This window comes from Clostridioides sp. ES-S-0001-03, from assembly GCF_020676075.1.
Classification (GTDB): domain Bacteria; phylum Bacillota; class Clostridia; order Peptostreptococcales; family Peptostreptococcaceae; genus Clostridioides.
On record NZ_JACVWJ010000001.1, the window covers coordinates 287,338 to 306,753 of the forward strand.

Genomic DNA, 19,416 nt, shown 5'->3' on the forward strand with positions numbered 1-19,416 from the left:
GGCTAGTATTTTTTGTTTTTGTGATAAAATTCTAGATTGTACTTTAGCTATATAAAAATTGAATAAAAAATTTATTAGAAAAAGGTGTTTGTAAAATATAATAATTTTTTACAAATTGTGTATTTGAGGTATGCACAATTTAAGTATGAATTATAAGTTTTTAAAAATGCATTTTGATTATTTGACAATATCAAGGTATGATATAATAATTTTAAGAAATTTTAAAATATTTAAGATATACTATTATATAAAATTTATTATATCACTGAATTTATTTTTATAAATAGAATGCAAAGTGTAGAATTAGAAAGTACAAACTAGGGGGATTTAAAGATATGGAATTGGAATGTACATTGCATGAAAGATTGCTTTTAAGTAAAAAATCAGAATATATTGGAAATAATGTAAAGAAAAAGTGGAATGATGCGAAAGAAAAATTATCTATTGACAAAATAAAATATGATGATTTGAGTAAAATTTTATGCTTAGATTTCTACAGGAATTTTGATGATATGTTCAAGTATAGGGGAAAAGAGATAGATGTTAAATTGGGAAACATAAAAATTTTACTAAGAGGAGTAGGTGAGAAATGTAATAATTATTCTAGATTTATTCCAAATAAAAAATATGTCTCTATAAACAGATTTAATCCAAAAGATAGAGTATTTATATATTTAGGTGTTGAGTTAAAAGATAATGGCTGTAAAAATAATTTTGAGAATGTAAAAGAAACATGTATAAAAGAATTAGGAGCATATAAATTAAAGAATAATAATAATTATGTATCTATTATGGAATTTATTGTTCCAAGTGAATATACAAAATTAAAGGTATTAGATTTAACTATTGCTGATAGTTATAAGTATGATGAAATAATATCCAAAATATATTATATATCTTCAAACTTGAAGAATAAAGAAATAATTAAAAAGAAGATTAATAAGTATTTAATCTATATTTATTTGAAGCTTATATCAGATTATATATTTGAGTTAGTTGAAACTGATAATGCTAAAGAAAAAGAATACGAATATGCTCCATTCCATGTATTTGCAAATTATATCCAAAATAAAAGGTATAATGGAATTATTTTTAGAAGCACACGCAATAGTAGTGGTAAAAATTTAGTTTTATTTAATCCTACTTATGTAAATCCAAAGGGCAATATATATTTATACAAAATTAGTGGAACAAAATCAACTTTTATTGAAGAAGTAAAAAGTGTAAACAAAAACTATACTATAGATATATAGACTTAAGGTTTATCAAATATAACTATATTTAAGTAAGTGTATAATATATGATTTAAGAATTAATTGTTGATTTTGAACTAATAAATTATGAAAAAAAAATAAAATAAATTCTTATAATAGATTAGCTATATAAGTACTTTTGAATAAAATTAAAAATCAAAGTAACTGTAAATTACAAGATGATTAATCTCTCAATTTATTTAAATGCTTAACTTGAAAATATATTTTGAGTAAAAGTAATATTTGAAAGGGTGATAATTATGTCTAAACTAACTAGTATTAAAGATAAAATAAATCAATTAGAAGGAGGAGCATTTCAAGAGTTTTGTGATCAGTACCTATCACGTATTGGATATGATGGAATTTTTGAACTCGGTATGAAATCAGGAACAATGAAAACAACAACAGGAAATCCAGACACATATTTTAAAAGCAAGTTGAAATCTGGAAAGTATATATTTGTTGCTTATACAACACAACAAGCAGGTATTAATTCTAAAATAGAAGAAGATATCGTCAAATGTCTTGATAAAAAGAAGACAGGAATTGATAGAATTGATATAAGTGAGATAATATGTTGTCACACATCTTCAACATTAGATGCAGGTAAAGATAAAGAATTATATAAGATATGTGAGGAATGTGGTATATTACTTAGTTTATATGGGATTGATAGAATTGCTAATGATGTTTATCAATATTTTCCGATACTAGCTAAAGATTTTTTAGGTATAAGTATTGATACAAATCAGATATCAAGTATTGATGAGTTTATTAGAAGGTATGATTCTAATGAAATGATAGCTCCATTATCAACAAACTTTCAATTTCGTGAAAGTGAAATTAAAGAACTTGTAGAAGAAATTAAGCTTAATAGAGTTGTTGTAGTATTTGGAAAAGCTGGAGTAGGTAAGACAAGGTTTGTATTAGAGGGAATGAATAGGTTCTCAGCAGAAAATACGTATAGAATACTATGTATTCGTAGTAATGATTTGCCAATATATGAAGATTTAACATCATATATTCCAGTCCCAGGTAATTATTTGCTATTTGTAGATGATGCGAATGAACTTAATGGATTTAAGCATATATTACAATATTTAAACAAGGTAAAGCATGGATATAATGTTAAAATCATTGTAACAGTACGAGACTATGCTAGAAAATATGTCATAAATCAGATAAAAGAATTTGTTATACCAAAAAAAATTGAACTTAATAAATTGGAAGATGATGAGATAAAAGAATTTCTTAAAGAAAATTTAGAAATAATAAATGATTTATATCTAGAAAAAATAGTTAATATTGCAGAAGGCAATCCTAGAATAGCTTTTTTAGCAGGTAAATTAGCTAAAGATAATCAAAATATTAATAGTATTAGAGATGCAACTAAATTATATGAAATATATTATAGCAAATATATTCAATCAAGTGTTATATCAACTAACAATAAAATGTGTCTATCTGCTGGAATAATAGCCATTTTACATACTATTAATTTGGATTATTTAGATAAATTACATCCAATATTTGATTTATTTAATATTGATGAGTCTGAATTTATTGAAAACTTAAAATTTTTACATGGTATGGAATTTATTGACATATATTATGATAAAGTTGCACGTATATCAGATCAATGTTTGTCTAATTATATGATTTATCATACCTTTTTTGAAAAAAAACTAATTCCATTTTCAGAGATTTTAAATATAGGTTTCAAAAATTTTAGAGGTGGAATAGTTAGGATTATTAATATATTATTAAACATATTTCATTCAGAAGAAACAGAAAAGTACATATCAGAGGAAGTAAATAAGGTATGGGATATATATGAAAAAGAAGACGATGAGTTATTCTTTGAATTTTTAATGACATTCTGGAGCTTTAAACCAATTGAATCATTATTATATCTTGAACAAATGATTGAATATACAGAGATAGAAAATATTGATATACAAACAATTAATTTTGATAAGCATTTAGATTGCTTGACAGATAAAATTTTATTAACTTTAGGAGAATATAGAAATAGTGATTATATTTTAGAAGCACTTGAACTTATATTTATATATTGTAATAAAAAACAAAGTAAAGTTATTGAAATATATAAATTATTAGTTGAATACTTTGGAGTAGATAAGTATTCTTATAGTACAGATTATTATGTCTTGAAAAATACAGCTCAAATACTCTCTAAATATTGTAAGGATAATGAATTGATGAAACATTTATTTATTAATGTTGCGGAAAAATTTTTATCTTTAAATTTTTCACCTACTGAAATAAATGGAAAAAAATTTACAATATACACAATCTCAGTAGAGTTAACAAGAGGTTCTGAAGAATACAGAGATATAATTTGGACTAATCTTATTGAATTAAGTAAACATGATACTTACAAAGATAGAATTTTAAAAATTATTTTAAATTACTCACAAGGCTGGTATGAAGAAATAGATTCAAAGGTTTTAGAATTTGATTTGAAATATATTGAGTCTATAATTAAAAATGTAAGAAAGTTTAATGTTCTGATGACTTGTAAAGTATGTGATCAAATTATTAAAAAGTACAGTCATTATAACATTTTAATTAATAATAACTTCGAAGATATATTTAATGCTAAGGAATGGTCTATATACTCACTATTATCAGAAAAATATTATGAATGTAAAGTTAGTTATGAAGAGTGTGAAGAAAAAAGAAAGATAGCTATAGAAGAGTATGCTAAAGAGTGTGAAGAAGAGTATTTAAATGATTTTGTTTGTATATGTAATGATATCATTAAACAACTACCAGATGAATCTTGGAGTATTAATAATGGAATTGAATTGTTTTGCCAAGCACTAGAGCATAATAAAAGTAAATATTTGACATTTATAAATTGTTATTTCAATAGTGATTATAATTTATCTCTATATCCTGAATCAAATATAAGAAGGCTTTTTAAGCATATTGGAGTAAATAAAACACTTAAACTTATTAATCATAAAGATTTTGCTAGAAAAAATGAATGGAAGTACGCTTTTTTCGAAGCAATTCCTGAAGATGAAGTAAGTAAAGAGTGGATAGAAAAATTATTTGAATTTCTGAAAGAAGAGGATGATAAAAATATCAATGAATCTGCATATAGAAATTTGAGGTTTCTAGATAAATATATAGAGTTAAAACCAGATATATATATTAGTGTTGTGAAAATTATAAATGATAAATTTAAATATAGTCCTTTTATTGCACACATTTATTTATGTTTATTTTTTAATGAAAAAGCTTATAAACCATCTGAAATTATTAATATTTTTAAAGATAATACCTTGCTTTTGCAAGATATTTATTTCAAAAGTATAAATTATGATTTCAATCGTGATCACTCTGGAGTCTTTATTAAAGCTTTTATTGAAAATGATGATTCATGGCTATTACTATACATACAATATATTATTGGTAATATAAATAAGCTTAGAAATAGTAAAATTGATAGAATTAGTGCATGTTGGCTAAGTAGTAATTATCAACAAATATTTGATAATATTTTTTATGAACTTGAAAAATCTAGTGATATATATAAATGGAACTTAAAATCATTCTTTACAAGTATTTTAGCATGTGAAGAAAAAGAGCAAGTAAAAGCAAATAATCAAATAAGTTGGTTAAAACATATTATTTTTGATAATTGTAAAAATGAAAAAATTATTAGTATCTTTAGTTTGATTTCCGAATTAAGAGCTGATATACGTAGAGAGTGCATCATTTATTTTATTCAGTTAAATAAAGATTATGATATATTCAACAGATTAGAGCTTGAACCAAATCATTGGGGAGGAACAGGAAGCATGATTCCTTACATGGAACAAAGAATTAAATTTTATGAGTCCTTGATGACATACTTTACAGGAATAGAATTATTAAAGCACAAGAAACACATTATAGAAAATATTGAAATCTGGAAACGTAGAATTGAAAAAGAAGAAATAGAAGAGATTTTAGAGGAAAGAATATACTAGGTTATATGAACTTTAGTGATTGGTGAAAAAATAACTATAATAAAACAAGGTTTATTTGTAATCTATTATAAGAAACTTATGAAATTGTGAAATAATAATTAGCAGTTATTTTTTATAGAAAAAGGTAATATAAGTAATTTATTATATAGAATATTGAAAATCTAATGTTATATTAATTAAAAGAAGTATTTAAAAGAAAATTAAAAATAAATACCCCAACTATACCCCAATTGTAGAAAAGAAGAGTAAGAAAAACTATAAAAAGATATCTAAAAAATACATATAAGTATTTATATAAGTAGCATTATAAAAAACAACAAAACAATCAAATAACCACTTATAGATTCCCCTCGTCTCCACCATTAAAAGCCACCAAAAATATTAGCAATTTGCTAATATTTTTTTTGTGAAAATTATTCTAATAACATATATAATTAACTTATAAAACATATATGAAGGGGTAAAACTATATGGCTAAAATTGACAACATGATGTCTATATTATGGATATTAAACTCAGATAAAAAAGTTACTGCAAAACAAATATCTGAAAAACTAGAAATAAATATAAGGACTGTCTACAGATACATTGATGCATTATCTGCTAGTGGAGTACCTATAATTTCAGATACAGGTCATAATGGTGGGTATAGCCTTTTAAATAACTTCATTAAAGCACCTCTTTTTTTTGATACAGAAGAGCAAACTGCTCTACTTCATGCAGCTATATTTGCTAAAGAAGAGGGATGTTTCTTAGATGACACATTAGATAAAGCAACATCAAAGTTAAAAATGTATTCAAATCAAAAACAAGAAGAAATTTTAACAAAACATTTAATAGGTTTTGAAGTAATAAAACCCACTGGAAAAATATCTATAGAATCTGTACTTAAAAAGTTGAAAAATAGTATAGTAAATGAATTATCTATAGAAATCAACTATCGTACAGGTCGTGAAGAAAAATCAAAATGTAGGATTATAAATCCATATGGAATTGTTCGTTGGAATAATAATTGGTACATAGTAGCATTTTGTCAAATGAGAAATGAGATTCGTAGTTTTAGGGTAGATAGAATTAGTAGTGTCATAGAAACATCAAATACTTTTAGTAGACCAAAGGAGTTCTCTGCAAGTGAATTTTTTATAAAAGGGATTATGGATGAAACAAAAGATGAAGATAATCTTATAACATTAGTTATAGAAGGAAGGATGAATGCATTGGACAACTTATGTCAGCATTGGCTTCTAGGATATTATTTGAAAGAAAGGACTCCAAATAAAGTAATATTTAAACTTCAAGAAGATATAATATTTACCTATATACCAAATATACTTATACCTTATAGAAAATCGATACAAATAATTGAACCATTAAGTCTTAGAGATAAAATGGTTGAAAATTTACTCGAATTAATTAATCATTATCAAATTTAATAACTTGACTGACAGAGTATGTCAGTTAAGTTATTTTACAATTAGGTATATTAATTAATCATATAAGGAGAAAAAAATGAAAAATAGAAAAGTATATATGTATGTATTTGATACTATGTCAGATTGGGAAGTTGGATATTTAACTGCTGAATTAAATACAGGAAGATATTTTAAAAAAGGATTAAAACCATTAAAAGTACTTACAGTAGGAGTTAATAAAAATCCTATTATAACAATGGGTGGATTAAAAGTTTTACCTGAGCTTACAATTGATGAGTTTAATATGGAAAGTAATGATTTATTAATTTTGCCAGGGGGAAATACTTGGACATCTATAGGTCATGAGAAAATATTAGAAAAATCTAAAGAAGCTTTTGAACAAGGGTCTATAGTTGCAGCTATTTGTGGTGCTACTTTAGGGCTAGCTAAAAAGGGTTTACTAGATTTTAGAAATCATACAAGTAATGATTTAGAATTTCTAAAAATGGTGATACCAAGTTATTCTGGAGAAAAATATTATAAAATGGAATCTGCAGTTAATGATGAAAATTTAATTACTGCTTCAGGAATTGCACCATTAGAATTTACGATACAAGTTTTAAAAGTTTTAGATGTTTTTAAAGAAGAAGCATTAAGTTCTTGGTTAAACCTTTATAAAACTCATGATTCTAAATATTTTTTCGAACTAATGAATTGTAATAAAGAAGTTTAAGGTTTGTTTTTAAATGTAATGTAGTATAATATAGTTATAGATAAAATAAAAAGAAACTATAATCTAGTGGGTAGAGTAGTGGTTTCTAGTATAGATTACTTTTTAGTGAACTTGAATTTAATTTTAAATTCAAATTCTAAACCACTTTTTCTACGACCAATAGATAAGTGGTTTTTTATTTTATCATATATGTAATTAGTACTTATAGCAATACAAATAGAAACGATAGCTCCTATAATAAAATTTATAATTAGTTCTATACAGAGTACACACTATAAGAACTAGGACTATATGAAACCACCACTCATAGATTGTAGTTTCTTTTGTTGTGTTATATCATAGAATAGTAAAGTGATGTATATTTTTAATAAAAACTTAGAGTTGTATATGAAATGAATTAATCGTGGGTATTATTCCTGCGATTCGTCTCCAACAATTTGTAAAAAAGAATAATGAAATACTTGGAAATACTAGTCAATATTGACTAGTATTTTTTATTTTGGTGATGAAATCTACCAACCGTATCTCAACCACAGAAAAATGTTTTTTGAGGGGATATGGGGGTGCATTTAGGTTGTATAATTATATATTTCAATATTACATGTTCATTAGGAAAATAGTTAGCAAATGATATGATTGATAAAATAGATATAGTAAACTAATCTAGCACTGTATTGTAATGTTTTAAAGAATATGTTTTTATAGTAGAAGAGTTTTTTAAATAGACAGCTCCATAAAAATGAGTGAATAAGTAGTTTTATAATATTATTTGTAACTATTTGATGTTTATTATGAAATTTTTTATAAGTTATATTTATCAAGATATTACTAAATATTTACAATATTCTATTGCAATTTATTTGGAAAAGTTATATATTTATAACATAAGGTATTATAAATATATAAATTTTAAGGAGTGATTTTATATGTCTAGATCAGAACTTGGTGTTAAAGCAAATCTTGTTTCAGAGTTACTAATGCTATCCTATTTTTTTATAGACTTATTATTAAAAAAGTTTATTTTTAAAGGGGAAGGTATTTGGGTTACTTTTATAATTTTATTAGCTTTTTGGGCATGTGATTTCATGTATAATAAGAAATATAATGATTTAGTTGATGAGGCATCAAAATTTATGCTATTAAAGGTTGATCAGATTGCATCAAAAATAATGCTATACTCTATGTTTGTAATAGCTGTTTTCTTTTCAGCCAATCATACAAGAGCTTTGGATATATCAAATTTAGATATAGGTATAATTCTTATTGCTGTTTTATTTATACAATCTTTATCTAAATTAATTTTGTATATATATTTTGATAAAAGGGGGATATGTAACTAAGTGGCAATATTGATGAAAACAAAAATTAAAGAATATAGAGAAAAGCTCCTTATGACACAAAATGAACTTGCCAAATCAGTTGGGGTAAGACGTGAGACTATTGTGCACTTAGAAAATGGAAAATATAATCCTTCTTTAAAGTTAGCGATGGATATTGCTAAAGTATTTAATACTACAGTAGAAAATTTGTTTGAATTTATTGAAGAAGAATAGTGGATAGATTGTAAATATTTATAAGATGATTAATGAAATATAGTTATTTAATTATTAAGTTTGTTAAAAATATTTATATATAATATAATGTGTGATTAAGGTTAGATTATAATTGTTTTAAGATAAGAAGAGTATTATAAATTATAAAAATTAGTGAATATACAGTTAATTAATAAATAATAAATAAAAATTTAAAGTTTAGATGCGAGGAGAAGGTATAGTTTTATAGAAGCTAATAAGACATTGTTGCAATCACTATATAAAAAAATTATATTACAATTTTCCAAAAATACAGGTAAAAGTTTGGATTATTTATATACTTCTGAAACATATAAACTTATAAGTGAGGGTGTATCAGATATGCATTGTAAGGGTCATATATACTTAACTCAAGAATTAATGCTAGAAAATGGATTAATGTATCATAAGGGCTATCCAAGGTAAATAGTTAAAAAAGCAGATAGAGTCTGGAAATATTTATGTGTATTTTTTAAATGAAAATTTATTTTTTAAGTGAAAATTAGATATTTATTGATAAGGCTATGGTTGTAAAAATCATAGCCTTACTTTCATGTTTTTCTATTTTTCGAAAAATTATTATCTATTTAAGAAAATTTCTTGATTTTTTTGAAATATTTCTTTATTAACTTAGAGTTAAATTTCTTTTTTAAAAATAAATACTTAAATGGGTTAAAATCTGAGTCCGATTTCTAATTATCTGAGTCCATTTTTCAAAAATATCCATATTTGCTAAGTATAATGATTTGTGTAAAGAATCATCTGAAGGAAAAATATACTTTGATTTAGTAACCTTTCTTAATAATCTATTGTAACTTTCTATTGAATTTGTAGTATATATCAATGTTCTCATCTCTTGAGGATATTTAAAATATGTTGCTAGTTCATTCCAATTATTTTGCCAACCTCTTAATGCTTTGTATATTGATTACCCCATTTTTTCTCTAAGAACGATAGATCACTTAACGCTACTTCTTCTGTAATTGCAGCATATACTTTCTTTAAATATTTTGCAAATTCTTTTCTATTTTTGTATGATATATAATTTAAAGTGTTTCTAATTTGATGCACAACACATCTTTGTATTTCAGTATCAGAAAATACTGCTTTAATTGTATCAGAAAATCCAATTACAGAAGCTATTAATATAACCTTAACTCCTCTATTTCTAACATATGTAAATACATTTAGCTAATACTTTCAACCTTTATTTTCTCCAATCCATATCCCTAAGACCTCCTTTATACATTCTAAGTTAATACCTATAGTTATATATGTTGCTTTGTTTATTATTCTACCTTCACTTCTAACTTTATAATGTATAGTATCCATAAATACAATTGGATAAATTATACCAAGTGGTCTATTTTGCTATTCATGAGCTAAAGGTATAACTCTATCAGTAATTTTAGCTATTAGTGAATGGGATATATCAATTCCGTAAATATTTTTAAGATGACTTGATATATTTCAAGTAGACATGCCTTTTGAGTACATTCCAATCACTTGGTTCTCTATTCCTGATATATCATTTTCGTAGTTTCTAATTACCTTTGGTTCAAAATCTCCATTTCTGGCCCTTGGAATATTTAAAGTTATTTCTCCAAAATCTGATTTAACATTTTTATTTTTATATCAATTTCTAGAGTTTTTAGTGTTTCTATTATTATATCTATCATAACCTAAATGCTCATCAAGCTCTATTTCTAACATCTGGTGAATTGTACTTGCAAATAAATTTTTCAACATATCTTGAACATCTGTAGTTATTTTAACATCATATTCTTCAATAAGTTTTTTTCACTTTGTTAAAGATAAAAAGTGTGAACTTTTCTTTATATAGTGATATTTGATGTTCTAATCATCACTACTTTTTGGAAAAATACACACTTTATATTAAAGCCACTAGAAATAATAGAAGAATATAAATTTACTTATAGAGTTATCCTAGATATTTTTATTTAGTTGATTAAAGTAATATCAAACATAATATATTTACCAGTTAATAATACACCAATATTAAAATCTCCACTTTCGATATTTACTGATTTTAACTTTCCATCTTCATTAGATGCAAGTTCATTTATTTGATTATTTAAATCAGAGTAATCTATATTATTTTTAACTATAATATTTGATAAACTATGAAATAAAGTATCCTCTACTTTGAATTTATTACCTTTAAATGTATCTTTATCAGTATTTATTGCTAAAGTAACTCTCCAAGATCCTTCATTAGCTTTAGAAATATATTCTGCAATTAAAATATCACCAATTGTAGTGTTTGAATTATTCATATGTGCCTTATAAATATCTCCAGGTTTTTTTTCTATACCTTCATCAAATTCTCTATCCTTAATCTCTATACCATTTTCTTTAAATAGTTTTTCTACTTGAGGTAAGACTTCTTTATTTAATTTATCCATCTTTTCTAAAGTAAAATTAGATACACTTTGAGTATCAGATGGTACTTGAGTTATTTTATTACTCTTATTGTTATTATTTGCTGATTCACATCCTATAGTTAAAGATGTTGTTGCTACTAATAAAAGTGCTACTATGTGATTTTTTGTTATTTTCATACTTTTTCTCCTTATATATAATCGTTTTATTTGATAATAAGAAGTTTATAATATATTAAAATGAAACTCAATGCTATAGCTAAAGAGTAAACATACAATTAACATATGATGTATAGTTTGTAGCGTATTAATTTATGGATGATACTAAAGGAAGAATTTCCATAATAAAACAAAGAGATTAGCTTGTGATAAATCAAATATACAAGAACTACGTTTATGTAAACATAAGATTAACATTAAGATGTTACACTCATACCAGAGTTAAGGATTAGCTCTAAAGCCTAACATTTATCAAAGTAAATATTAAGATGTTATATTGGTGATGAGAAATACAAATATAAGATAAATTATGGAAAATATTAAAGTGTAATTATATATTTACAGTACTTTACAATACTTAAGGAGGAATATCATGAAAAAACCAAAAAAACTTATAGTTATAGCAGCTATTACAATAACTCTAGCAGGATCGGGGGCATACATAGGGCTTAATAAAAATGCAGAGGCAAAACAACAACAGCAAATGAATTTAACAATGAACACTCTATCAGTAGAAAAAGGAAATATAAAATCAGTTGTATCAGCTGGAGGAAAAGTTTCATTAATTGATGCAGAAGGAAACAATCCAAATGCCATTAAAATAATTGTATCAGTGAATCAATATGATGTATCTCAGTTAGAAGTAAATCAAATAGTTGAGATAAATGCAAAGGCATTTCCAGATGAAACTATAAAAGGAACAATAACTGAAATATCTAACAAAGCAGAAGAGGGAGAGAGTCCGACATACAATGTAACTGTGGCAGTTTCTAACCTGATACTTGAAGTTGGAGAGAGTAAATACGAAGAAATAAGTGTAAGAAAAGGACCATCTAAAGAATATGGAAAAGTAGCTAAAATAGAAAAAGGAGATAAATTCCACATATTAGAAAGAAAAGGAAGCTGGATGAGAGTTAGATTAGAAGATAACACACAAGGGTGGATACAAAAACATGGAGTTAAGTTAGAAGGAATAGATAAAAAAGATGTAAAGGTAAAAATAGCTAGCAATGATACAATTCTTAGAAAGAATAATGCATCTAATAGTAAGAGTCTTGGTAAATTATTACAAGGTGAAGAAGTAGCAATACTAGATAAAAAAGAGAATTGGTATAAAGTTGAAACTAGTGACAAAACTATTGGATGGATTTTAGAAAATAATTTAACTATACAAAGTCTTAAAGATGGTATGTCTGTAACAGGTACAATCATAATAAACGAAAAAAATGATGTAATAAAGATTCCTGTAATGGCGGTTCAAAAAGATGAAAAAGGATACTTTGTTACTCTTGCAAGTACAAGTGAAAAAAAATACATTGAAACAGGAATTACGGATTCAGAATATATAGAAGTTACAAAAGGACTTTCAGAAAATGAAAGTATAAGTATACAGTCATTTAAAGGCTCTGTTGAAAATTCAGGGGCAGAATTAAGTTCAACAATGGAAAAATCAATAGAATAGAAAGGTGATAATATATGAATGATTATGTAATACAAGCTAAGGACTTAGTGAAATCATATATCATAGGCGATGAAAAAATAACTATATTAAAAAAGGTTTCATTAGATATTAAAAAAGGTGAATTTGTATCTATAATAGGTCCATCAGGTTCAGGTAAATCAACTTTTATGAATATTATTGGTTGTTTAGATTTAGCTGATAATGGTGAATACATACTGGACGGAAAAAGTATAACATCACTAAGTGAAGATGAGTTAAGTGCTGTAAGAAATAAGACAATAGGATTTATATTCCAAAGCTTTAACTTATTAAATAAATTATCAGCTTTAGAAAATATAGAACTTCCTCTTATATACCAAGGTAAAACGCCTAAAGAAAGAAGAGAAATAGCTATAGAATGTCTGAAAAAGGTTGGACTACAAGATAAATTAAATAATAGGCCGAATCAATTATCTGGAGGGCAACAACAAAGAGTAGCAATGGCAAGAGCTCTAGCTACAAATCCACAAATACTTCTAGCTGATGAGCCAACAGGAGCATTAGATAGTAAAACAAGTAAAGAAATACTTGAGATATTAGAAGGTCTAAACCAAGAAGGTAAAACTATAATTATGATAACTCATGACATGGATATAGCAAGAAATGCTAAAAGATTGATAAGAATTAAAGATGGTGAAATTTTTGAATAGGGGGTGGCGTATATGAATATTTTCCAAATAGTTAAGATGGCATTAGGAGAAATCAAAGCTAATAAACTACGCTCATTTCTTACTATATTAGGTATATCAATTGGTACAGCCAGTGTAATTCTATTCGTTACAATATCTATAGGTAGTAAACAAAGTATGTATAAAAGTTTTGAATCAAAGCCACTAGATTTAATAACTACAAGTGTATATGGAGATAAAAAAATAACTGAATTTGATATAAAAGTATTGAAAAGTAGTTCGAATGTAAAAGAAATATCTCCAGAAATAAGTGATTCAGCAACTGTGAGTTATGATAAAAAAGATAGTAAAAAAAGTATAGTTGGAACGGATGAAAACTATGCAAAACTAAACAACACTAAAATCAAGAGTGGTAGATTTATTATGCCAATTGACAATGATAAATCAACTAAAGTTATAGTATTAGGGAGTAAAGTTGCCAGTGAATTATTCCCTAAAGGAGATGCACTTGGAAAAACAATAAATATTAAGTCTATACCATACAAAGTTATAGGTGTATTAAGTAAGATTGATGAAGCTTATAATAGCCCAGAAGATGATACTATATATATGCCTTATAAAACAGCACAAATTGTTTTAGGAGTAAGTGATATATCTAAATTAAATGTACAATCTGCTTCAAATGATAGTGTTACAAATACAATGGATGAAATAAAAGCTCACTTTACTAAAAAAGGTATGGCACCAAACGATTCTTATGTATCAAGTAATAAAGAAATGATAGATTCAATGAAATCAATGGATGCCATTATGAACCTAATGGTAGGAGCAATAGCAAGTGTATCTTTATTCGTAGCAGGTATAGGTATAATGAACATGATGTTAGTATCTGTAAATGAGAGGACTAAAGAAATAGGTATAAGAAAAGCGTTAGGGTCTCCTAGAAACTTTATACTAGTACAGTTCTTAGTAGAATCTCTTACAATAAGCTTAATAGGTGGAATATTAGGTTCTTCAATAGGTATACTTGGATCATTTCCAATACTAGGAACAATGGGGGCTGAGCCTTATATAGCATGGAATGTAGTATTTGCTGCAGTTGGATTTGCAGTATTTATGGGAGTAGTGTTTAGAATATCTCCTGCAAATAAAGCATCTAAGTTACAACCAATAGTAGCACTTAAATCAGAATAAAATTACACATCAAATAATTTGTTAGATAATTAATATACTGTTTAGCAAATTTAATAAATATTAGTTTTATGAAAAAGGTAATAAAATAAAAAATATATAAAATAAAAGGAGAGAAAAAATGAAATTTAATAAGAAATTTACAGCAATAGTAATAGTATCAATAGTGGCTCTTAGTGTAATTGGATGTGAAGGTAAGAAGGAAATAAATAATACACCAAAAGAGACAGAGCAACAGAATAATTTACCAAAACTAGGCGAGGAACAAATAGAAAAAGGTCTTGAAGATGGAACAATAGGACGTGATCAATAAAAAATATATATGATTACATCAAATACTTTAGAATAATATGAAACATAAAAATAAACCTAGTGGTTAATAACAAGATACTGGGTTTATTTTTATTTTATATAATTAATATTTAATAAAATTCAGTGATATGCTTATCTTTAATATACAAAATGTGTATACTTATAAATAACTTAACATTACTTATTATATAATAAGTAGATGGATGTTTTATAATCCCAATTAATGAGCTTAAAACATATAAATATATCGTCAACTCGTTGCTAAAGCAACAGATACAGCCGTTATCTACATGAAATAGTGCGTCTACATATGGTTTAAGTGAAGCAAATTTTTTATTTATGAAGTGGCAAAAGATTAATATATAGTTATAAGTTATGAAATTTCTGCTTTATACGCTAATGAAATATAGGAATTAGTAAATAGTGGAATTATGTTTATAAAAAATAACTAAATTAAAGTATCCTAAGTAAATATGATGATAACCGAAAATGCTTATACCAATTGGATATGAGTATTTTGTGCTTTAATATAAAATAAGCAACTATATAAAAATCTATTAAGAATTAGAATATAGCTATTATAGATTTATTTTCTACAATTAACAATATAGCATGAGATATAAATCGAAGAGCCTAAACAATAAACTTATAAGGTAGAGGAATTAATAGTATGTTCAACTAAACTGAGAAAAAACAATATATTTTATTAGGATTGGTATTTTTAATATCGTTTATATTAATATCTGTAAGGATAGTAGTATTTAAAATATTTACACAGATTATGAATTTTTCAGATTTTTATTAATTTCAATAGAGTTTTTTGTAGTACTAAGTATAGATTACTTTATATTTATATTGATTCAAAAAAATATTAAATTAGACTCATAAATCTTTTTATTATTGATATAGATTCTAATTCAAATGAAAAAGTTAGTAGTTGAATTTATGAGTAAGATAAATGACCTTCTATGATAAAAATTATGATGAGAGTAACAAAAAAGATTATAGTCTATATATATAAATATAAAATACATTGAAAGAAAACGTTGACAAAATATATCTAATGTTTTATCATAATAATTGGAATTAGGTAGTAATTGTTTAAGTACAAGCTAAGCTTATTCATTAATAATAGCAGTATCCTAGGAAGGATTGTGCCCATTATTATGGATAAGCTTTTTTTATGCTCAAAAGGAGGATAATCATGATAATTAATAAGATATTAAATAATAATGTTGTAATTACATTAGATGGCAATGATGAAGAAATTATTGTCATGGGCAGAGGCATTGGATATCAAAAATCAAAAGGCGATTTAATAGATAAAACTAAAGTAAATAAAGTATTTAGAATATCAAATAAAGAAATATCAAATAAGTTGCAGGAATTACTTAATAATATTCCTATGGAGCACATGAAATTATCAAGTGAAATTATAGAGTATGCACAAATAAAGTTAAACAAGAAGTTAAATGAAAGTATTTATATATCATTAAGTGACCATACATATTCTGCAATTCAAAGAATGAAAGAAGGAATAAACGTAAAGAATGCAATACTTTGGGAAACTAAAAAGTTCTATAAAGAAGAGTTTGAAATTGGAATGAAAGCGCTAGATATTATTGAAAGCAAAACAGGTGTAAAATTACCTGAAGATGAAGCTGGATTTATAGCTTTTCATATAGTAAATGCTCAGTTAAGTGAAGGTCATACTTTGGCATCTGATATTACAAAGTTAATACAAGAAGTACTTAGTATAGTTAGATATCATTTTAGGATAGAATTTCATGAGGAATCAGTATTTTATTATAGATTTATAATGCATCTGAAATTTTTTGCACAGAGATTACTTTCAAATAGTGTACATGAAGGTGAGACAGATAAAGACTTATTAATTATTATTAGGTCTAAATATAATAAAGAGTTTGAATGTGTAGTTAAAATTAACAATTTTATTAAAAAACAATATAACTACATATTAACAGATGATGAACTTATATATTTAACAATACATTTAGCTAAAGTAGTTAAAGATTCAAATATGTAAGTTGATAATTTTTCAGCAGTATATAGGCAGTATATAGTAAGAGTTATTGAAAGGAGTGATACTAACAAAACTATACCTATGGTTGGATGGTAACATTGAGTTGGCCAAACCTTCAAATTTCAAAAAATTAATTTAAAAGAAATATGGAGGAAAAAATGGGAAAATACAAACAATTAGCACAAGACATAGTAAAAAATGTTGGTGGAAAAGAAAATATTAGTGGATTAGTACACTGTATTACAAGACTACGTTTTACATTAAAAGATGAAAGTATAGCAAATGACGATGTGTTGAAAAATATGGAAGGTATTGTTACTGTAATGAAAAGTGGAGGGCAATATCAAGTAGTTATAGGAAATCATGTTGAAGCTGTCTATAAAGATGTAGTTGAAATAATTGGCTTAGATGACTCAAGTGCAAATTCGGAAACGAAAAAGTCAGGTAGTATGTTGGATAAGTGTATAGATATAATATCAGGAATTTTTCAGCCAGTACTAGGAATAATGGCAGCCTGTGGTATGTTAAAAGGATTTAATGCTTTATTTGTAGCAATGGGATTATATAGTAATGTGTCTGGTGGATATATGGTAATAAATGCAGCAGGAGATGCATTATTTACATTCCTTCCTTTATTTTTAGGATATACTTCAGCTAAAAAATTTGGTCTAAAACCAATGTTAGGATTAGCACTAGGAGCTGCAATGTGTTATCCTGCCATACAAGGTAGCAGTATATCGGCAGGTACAGATGCAATGTATACTTTATTTAAAGGAACAATGTTTGCATCACCAGTATATATTGATTTCTTTGGATTACCAATAATATCAATGGATTACACTGGAACAGTTGTACCAATTATATTTATAGTGTATTTTGCATCTAAGTGTGAAAAATTATTTAACAAGATTGTTCCAGACTTAGTTAAGTTTTTCTTTGTACCAATGCTTACATTATTGGTAGCAATACCTGTTGCACTTATAGTTATAGGTCCTATAGCAACATTTGGCTCTACACTTATTTCGCAAATTGTAATTTCGATAAGAGATTTTAGTCCACTATTAGCAGGTGCTATAGTAGGGTTCACTTGGCAAATTCTTGTTATTTTTGGTATGCACTGGGGATTCATTCCTGTATATATAAACAATGTTATGACTTTAGGATACGATAATGTTATGATGCCATTCTTTGCTTGTACATTTGCAAGTTCAGCAGTTGTATTAGCTATATTCTTTAAGACTAAAGATAAGAAATTAAAAGAGATGGCAATACCAAACTTTATATCTGGTATATTTGGAGTTACAGAACCAGCAATTTATGGAATATTATTACCTTTAAAGAAACCATTTATAATAAGTTGTATTGCTAGTGGTATTGGAGGAGCTTTCTATGGATTCTTTAATCTTAGAAAGTTTATAACTGGAGGGATGGGAATATTCGAACTTCCAGCAATGATTGAACCAGATGGGGGAATGGGTAACTTAATAGTAGCTCTTTCTGGTATAGCTATATCAATGGTTGTAGCTTTTGTATTAACTATGGTGTTATATAAAGACAAGAAAGAAGAAGCAAAAGATAAGGGAAAAGAGGAAATAAAAGAAGAAACAAAAGAAGTTAAGTCTACTAAATTAGAAAAAGAAATAGTAGTAAGCCCTATAAAAGGTGAAGTATTAAATTTAAGTGATATAGAGGATGCGGCATTTGCATCTGGTGTACTAGGTCAAGGTGTAGCAATAATACCTAGTGATGGAAAGGTAGTTGCGCCAGTAGATGGAGTGGTTAAAACTTTATTCCCAAGTTTACATGCTATAGGAATTCTCTCAGATGAAGGTGTTGAAGTGCTTATTCATATTGGATTAAATACTATTCAGTTAGAAGGAAGAGGTTTTGAGGCATGTATAAAGCAAGGTGATAGGATTACAAAAGGTCAAACTATATTAAACTTTGATATTGATGTAATAAAGAAATCGGGATATAGTGTTGTAACTCCAGTTGTTATTACAAATTCATCACAATTTTTAGATGTGGTAGAAACAAAAAGTAAAAATGCTGAATTAGAAGATAATCTGATTACAGTTATATTTTAGGAAGAGATTAAAGTATTAATAAAAGACTAAAGCATTAGCATAAGTTAATGCTTTAGTT

The 19,416-nt window shown here is 25.8% G+C and carries 13 protein-coding genes and 1 pseudogene; 12 read left to right on the plus strand and 2 right to left on the minus strand.

Annotation, left to right across the window (positions count from 1 at the left end):
* Positions 1-335 precede the first annotated feature (335 nt).
* The 6 genes from IC174_RS01275 to IC174_RS01300 all read left to right on the plus strand — a co-directional run bounded on the left by IC174_RS01275 (position 336) and on the right by IC174_RS01300 (position 8,955).
* Complete coding sequence (locus tag IC174_RS01275) at positions 336-1,253, plus strand: RES domain-containing protein (protein WP_074076128.1); 918 nt, start codon at positions 336-338, stop codon at positions 1,251-1,253.
* A 260-nt stretch (positions 1,254-1,513) separates the two neighbouring features.
* Positions 1,514-5,257: a hypothetical protein gene (locus tag IC174_RS01280; RefSeq protein WP_227481925.1), complete on the plus strand. Its 3,744-nt coding sequence runs from the start codon at positions 1,514-1,516 to the stop codon at positions 5,255-5,257.
* Positions 5,258-5,727: 470 nt separating this feature from the next.
* Entirely contained in the window at positions 5,728-6,690 is a 963-nt protein-coding gene (locus IC174_RS01285) for a helix-turn-helix transcriptional regulator (RefSeq protein ID WP_227481926.1), read from the plus strand.
* Positions 6,691-6,766: 76 nt separating this feature from the next.
* Positions 6,767-7,402: a type 1 glutamine amidotransferase family protein gene (locus IC174_RS01290; RefSeq protein ID WP_227481927.1), complete on the plus strand. Its 636-nt coding sequence runs from the start codon at positions 6,767-6,769 to the stop codon at positions 7,400-7,402.
* Between the two features lie 926 nt (positions 7,403-8,328).
* Positions 8,329-8,742: a hypothetical protein gene (locus IC174_RS01295; protein ID WP_227481928.1), complete on the plus strand. Its 414-nt coding sequence runs from the start codon at positions 8,329-8,331 to the stop codon at positions 8,740-8,742.
* A complete protein-coding gene (locus IC174_RS01300) occupies positions 8,743-8,955 on the plus strand; it encodes a helix-turn-helix transcriptional regulator (RefSeq protein WP_176702544.1) in 213 nt (70 codons plus the stop codon). It begins immediately after the preceding gene.
* A gap of 667 nt (positions 8,956-9,622) precedes the next feature.
* On the opposite strand, the pseudogene IC174_RS01310 reads toward IC174_RS01300, so the two are convergent.
* Positions 9,623-10,764, minus strand: a pseudogene (locus tag IC174_RS01310) (IS256 family transposase).
* Positions 10,765-10,934: 170 nt separating this feature from the next.
* The gene (locus IC174_RS01315; protein WP_227481929.1) at positions 10,935-11,555 is read right to left on the minus strand and encodes a hypothetical protein; all 621 of its coding nucleotides are present in this window, start codon (positions 11,553-11,555) and stop codon (positions 10,935-10,937) included.
* Positions 11,556-11,967: 412 nt separating this feature from the next.
* On the opposite strand from IC174_RS01315, the gene IC174_RS01320 reads away from it, so the two are divergent.
* From IC174_RS01320 to IC174_RS01345, 6 genes are all read left to right on the plus strand, one after another.
* Positions 11,968-13,056 (plus strand): SH3 domain-containing protein, encoded by a 1,089-nt coding sequence (locus IC174_RS01320; RefSeq protein WP_227481930.1) that lies wholly within the window; start codon positions 11,968-11,970, stop codon positions 13,054-13,056.
* 14 nt (positions 13,057-13,070) lie between these two features.
* Entirely contained in the window at positions 13,071-13,745 is a 675-nt protein-coding gene (locus tag IC174_RS01325) for an ABC transporter ATP-binding protein (protein WP_227481931.1), read from the plus strand.
* 12 nt (positions 13,746-13,757) lie between these two features.
* On the plus strand, positions 13,758-14,918 hold the full coding sequence (locus tag IC174_RS01330) for an ABC transporter permease (RefSeq protein ID WP_227481932.1): 1,161 nt from the start codon (positions 13,758-13,760) through the stop codon (positions 14,916-14,918).
* Positions 14,919-15,036: 118 nt separating this feature from the next.
* Complete coding sequence (locus tag IC174_RS01335; RefSeq protein WP_227481933.1) at positions 15,037-15,228, plus strand: hypothetical protein; 192 nt, start codon at positions 15,037-15,039, stop codon at positions 15,226-15,228.
* A gap of 1,203 nt (positions 15,229-16,431) precedes the next feature.
* Positions 16,432-17,274 carry a BglG family transcription antiterminator LicT gene (licT, locus tag IC174_RS01340; RefSeq protein ID WP_227481934.1) on the plus strand — a complete coding sequence of 281 codons (843 nt, stop codon included), beginning with the start codon at positions 16,432-16,434 and terminating at the stop codon, positions 17,272-17,274.
* Positions 17,275-17,429: 155 nt separating this feature from the next.
* Entirely contained in the window at positions 17,430-19,358 is a 1,929-nt protein-coding gene (locus tag IC174_RS01345; RefSeq protein ID WP_227481935.1) for a beta-glucoside-specific PTS transporter subunit IIABC, read from the plus strand.
* Positions 19,359-19,416 lie beyond the last annotated feature (58 nt).

What these genes read in the sequence shown, in the direction of transcription:
- licT (WP_227481934.1), top strand. Translation starts at nt 16,432, where the DNA reads ATGATAATTAATAAGATATTAAATAATAATGTTGTAATTACATTAGAT.
- IC174_RS01335 (WP_227481933.1), top strand. Translation starts at nt 15,037, where the DNA reads ATGAAATTTAATAAGAAATTTACAGCAATAGTAATAGTATCAATAGTG.
- IC174_RS01295 (WP_227481928.1), top strand. Translation starts at nt 8,329, where the DNA reads ATGTCTAGATCAGAACTTGGTGTTAAAGCAAATCTTGTTTCAGAGTTA.
- IC174_RS01315 (WP_227481929.1), bottom strand. Translation starts at nt 11,555, where the DNA reads ATGAAAATAACAAAAAATCACATAGTAGCACTTTTATTAGTAGCAACA.
- IC174_RS01345 (WP_227481935.1), top strand. Translation starts at nt 17,430, where the DNA reads ATGGGAAAATACAAACAATTAGCACAAGACATAGTAAAAAATGTTGGT.
- IC174_RS01275 (WP_074076128.1), top strand. Translation starts at nt 336, where the DNA reads ATGGAATTGGAATGTACATTGCATGAAAGATTGCTTTTAAGTAAAAAA.
- IC174_RS01280 (WP_227481925.1), top strand. Translation starts at nt 1,514, where the DNA reads ATGTCTAAACTAACTAGTATTAAAGATAAAATAAATCAATTAGAAGGA.
- IC174_RS01330 (WP_227481932.1), top strand. Translation starts at nt 13,758, where the DNA reads ATGAATATTTTCCAAATAGTTAAGATGGCATTAGGAGAAATCAAAGCT.
- IC174_RS01325 (WP_227481931.1), top strand. Translation starts at nt 13,071, where the DNA reads ATGAATGATTATGTAATACAAGCTAAGGACTTAGTGAAATCATATATC.
- IC174_RS01320 (WP_227481930.1), top strand. Translation starts at nt 11,968, where the DNA reads ATGAAAAAACCAAAAAAACTTATAGTTATAGCAGCTATTACAATAACT.
- IC174_RS01290 (WP_227481927.1), top strand. Translation starts at nt 6,767, where the DNA reads ATGAAAAATAGAAAAGTATATATGTATGTATTTGATACTATGTCAGAT.
- IC174_RS01285 (WP_227481926.1), top strand. Translation starts at nt 5,728, where the DNA reads ATGGCTAAAATTGACAACATGATGTCTATATTATGGATATTAAACTCA.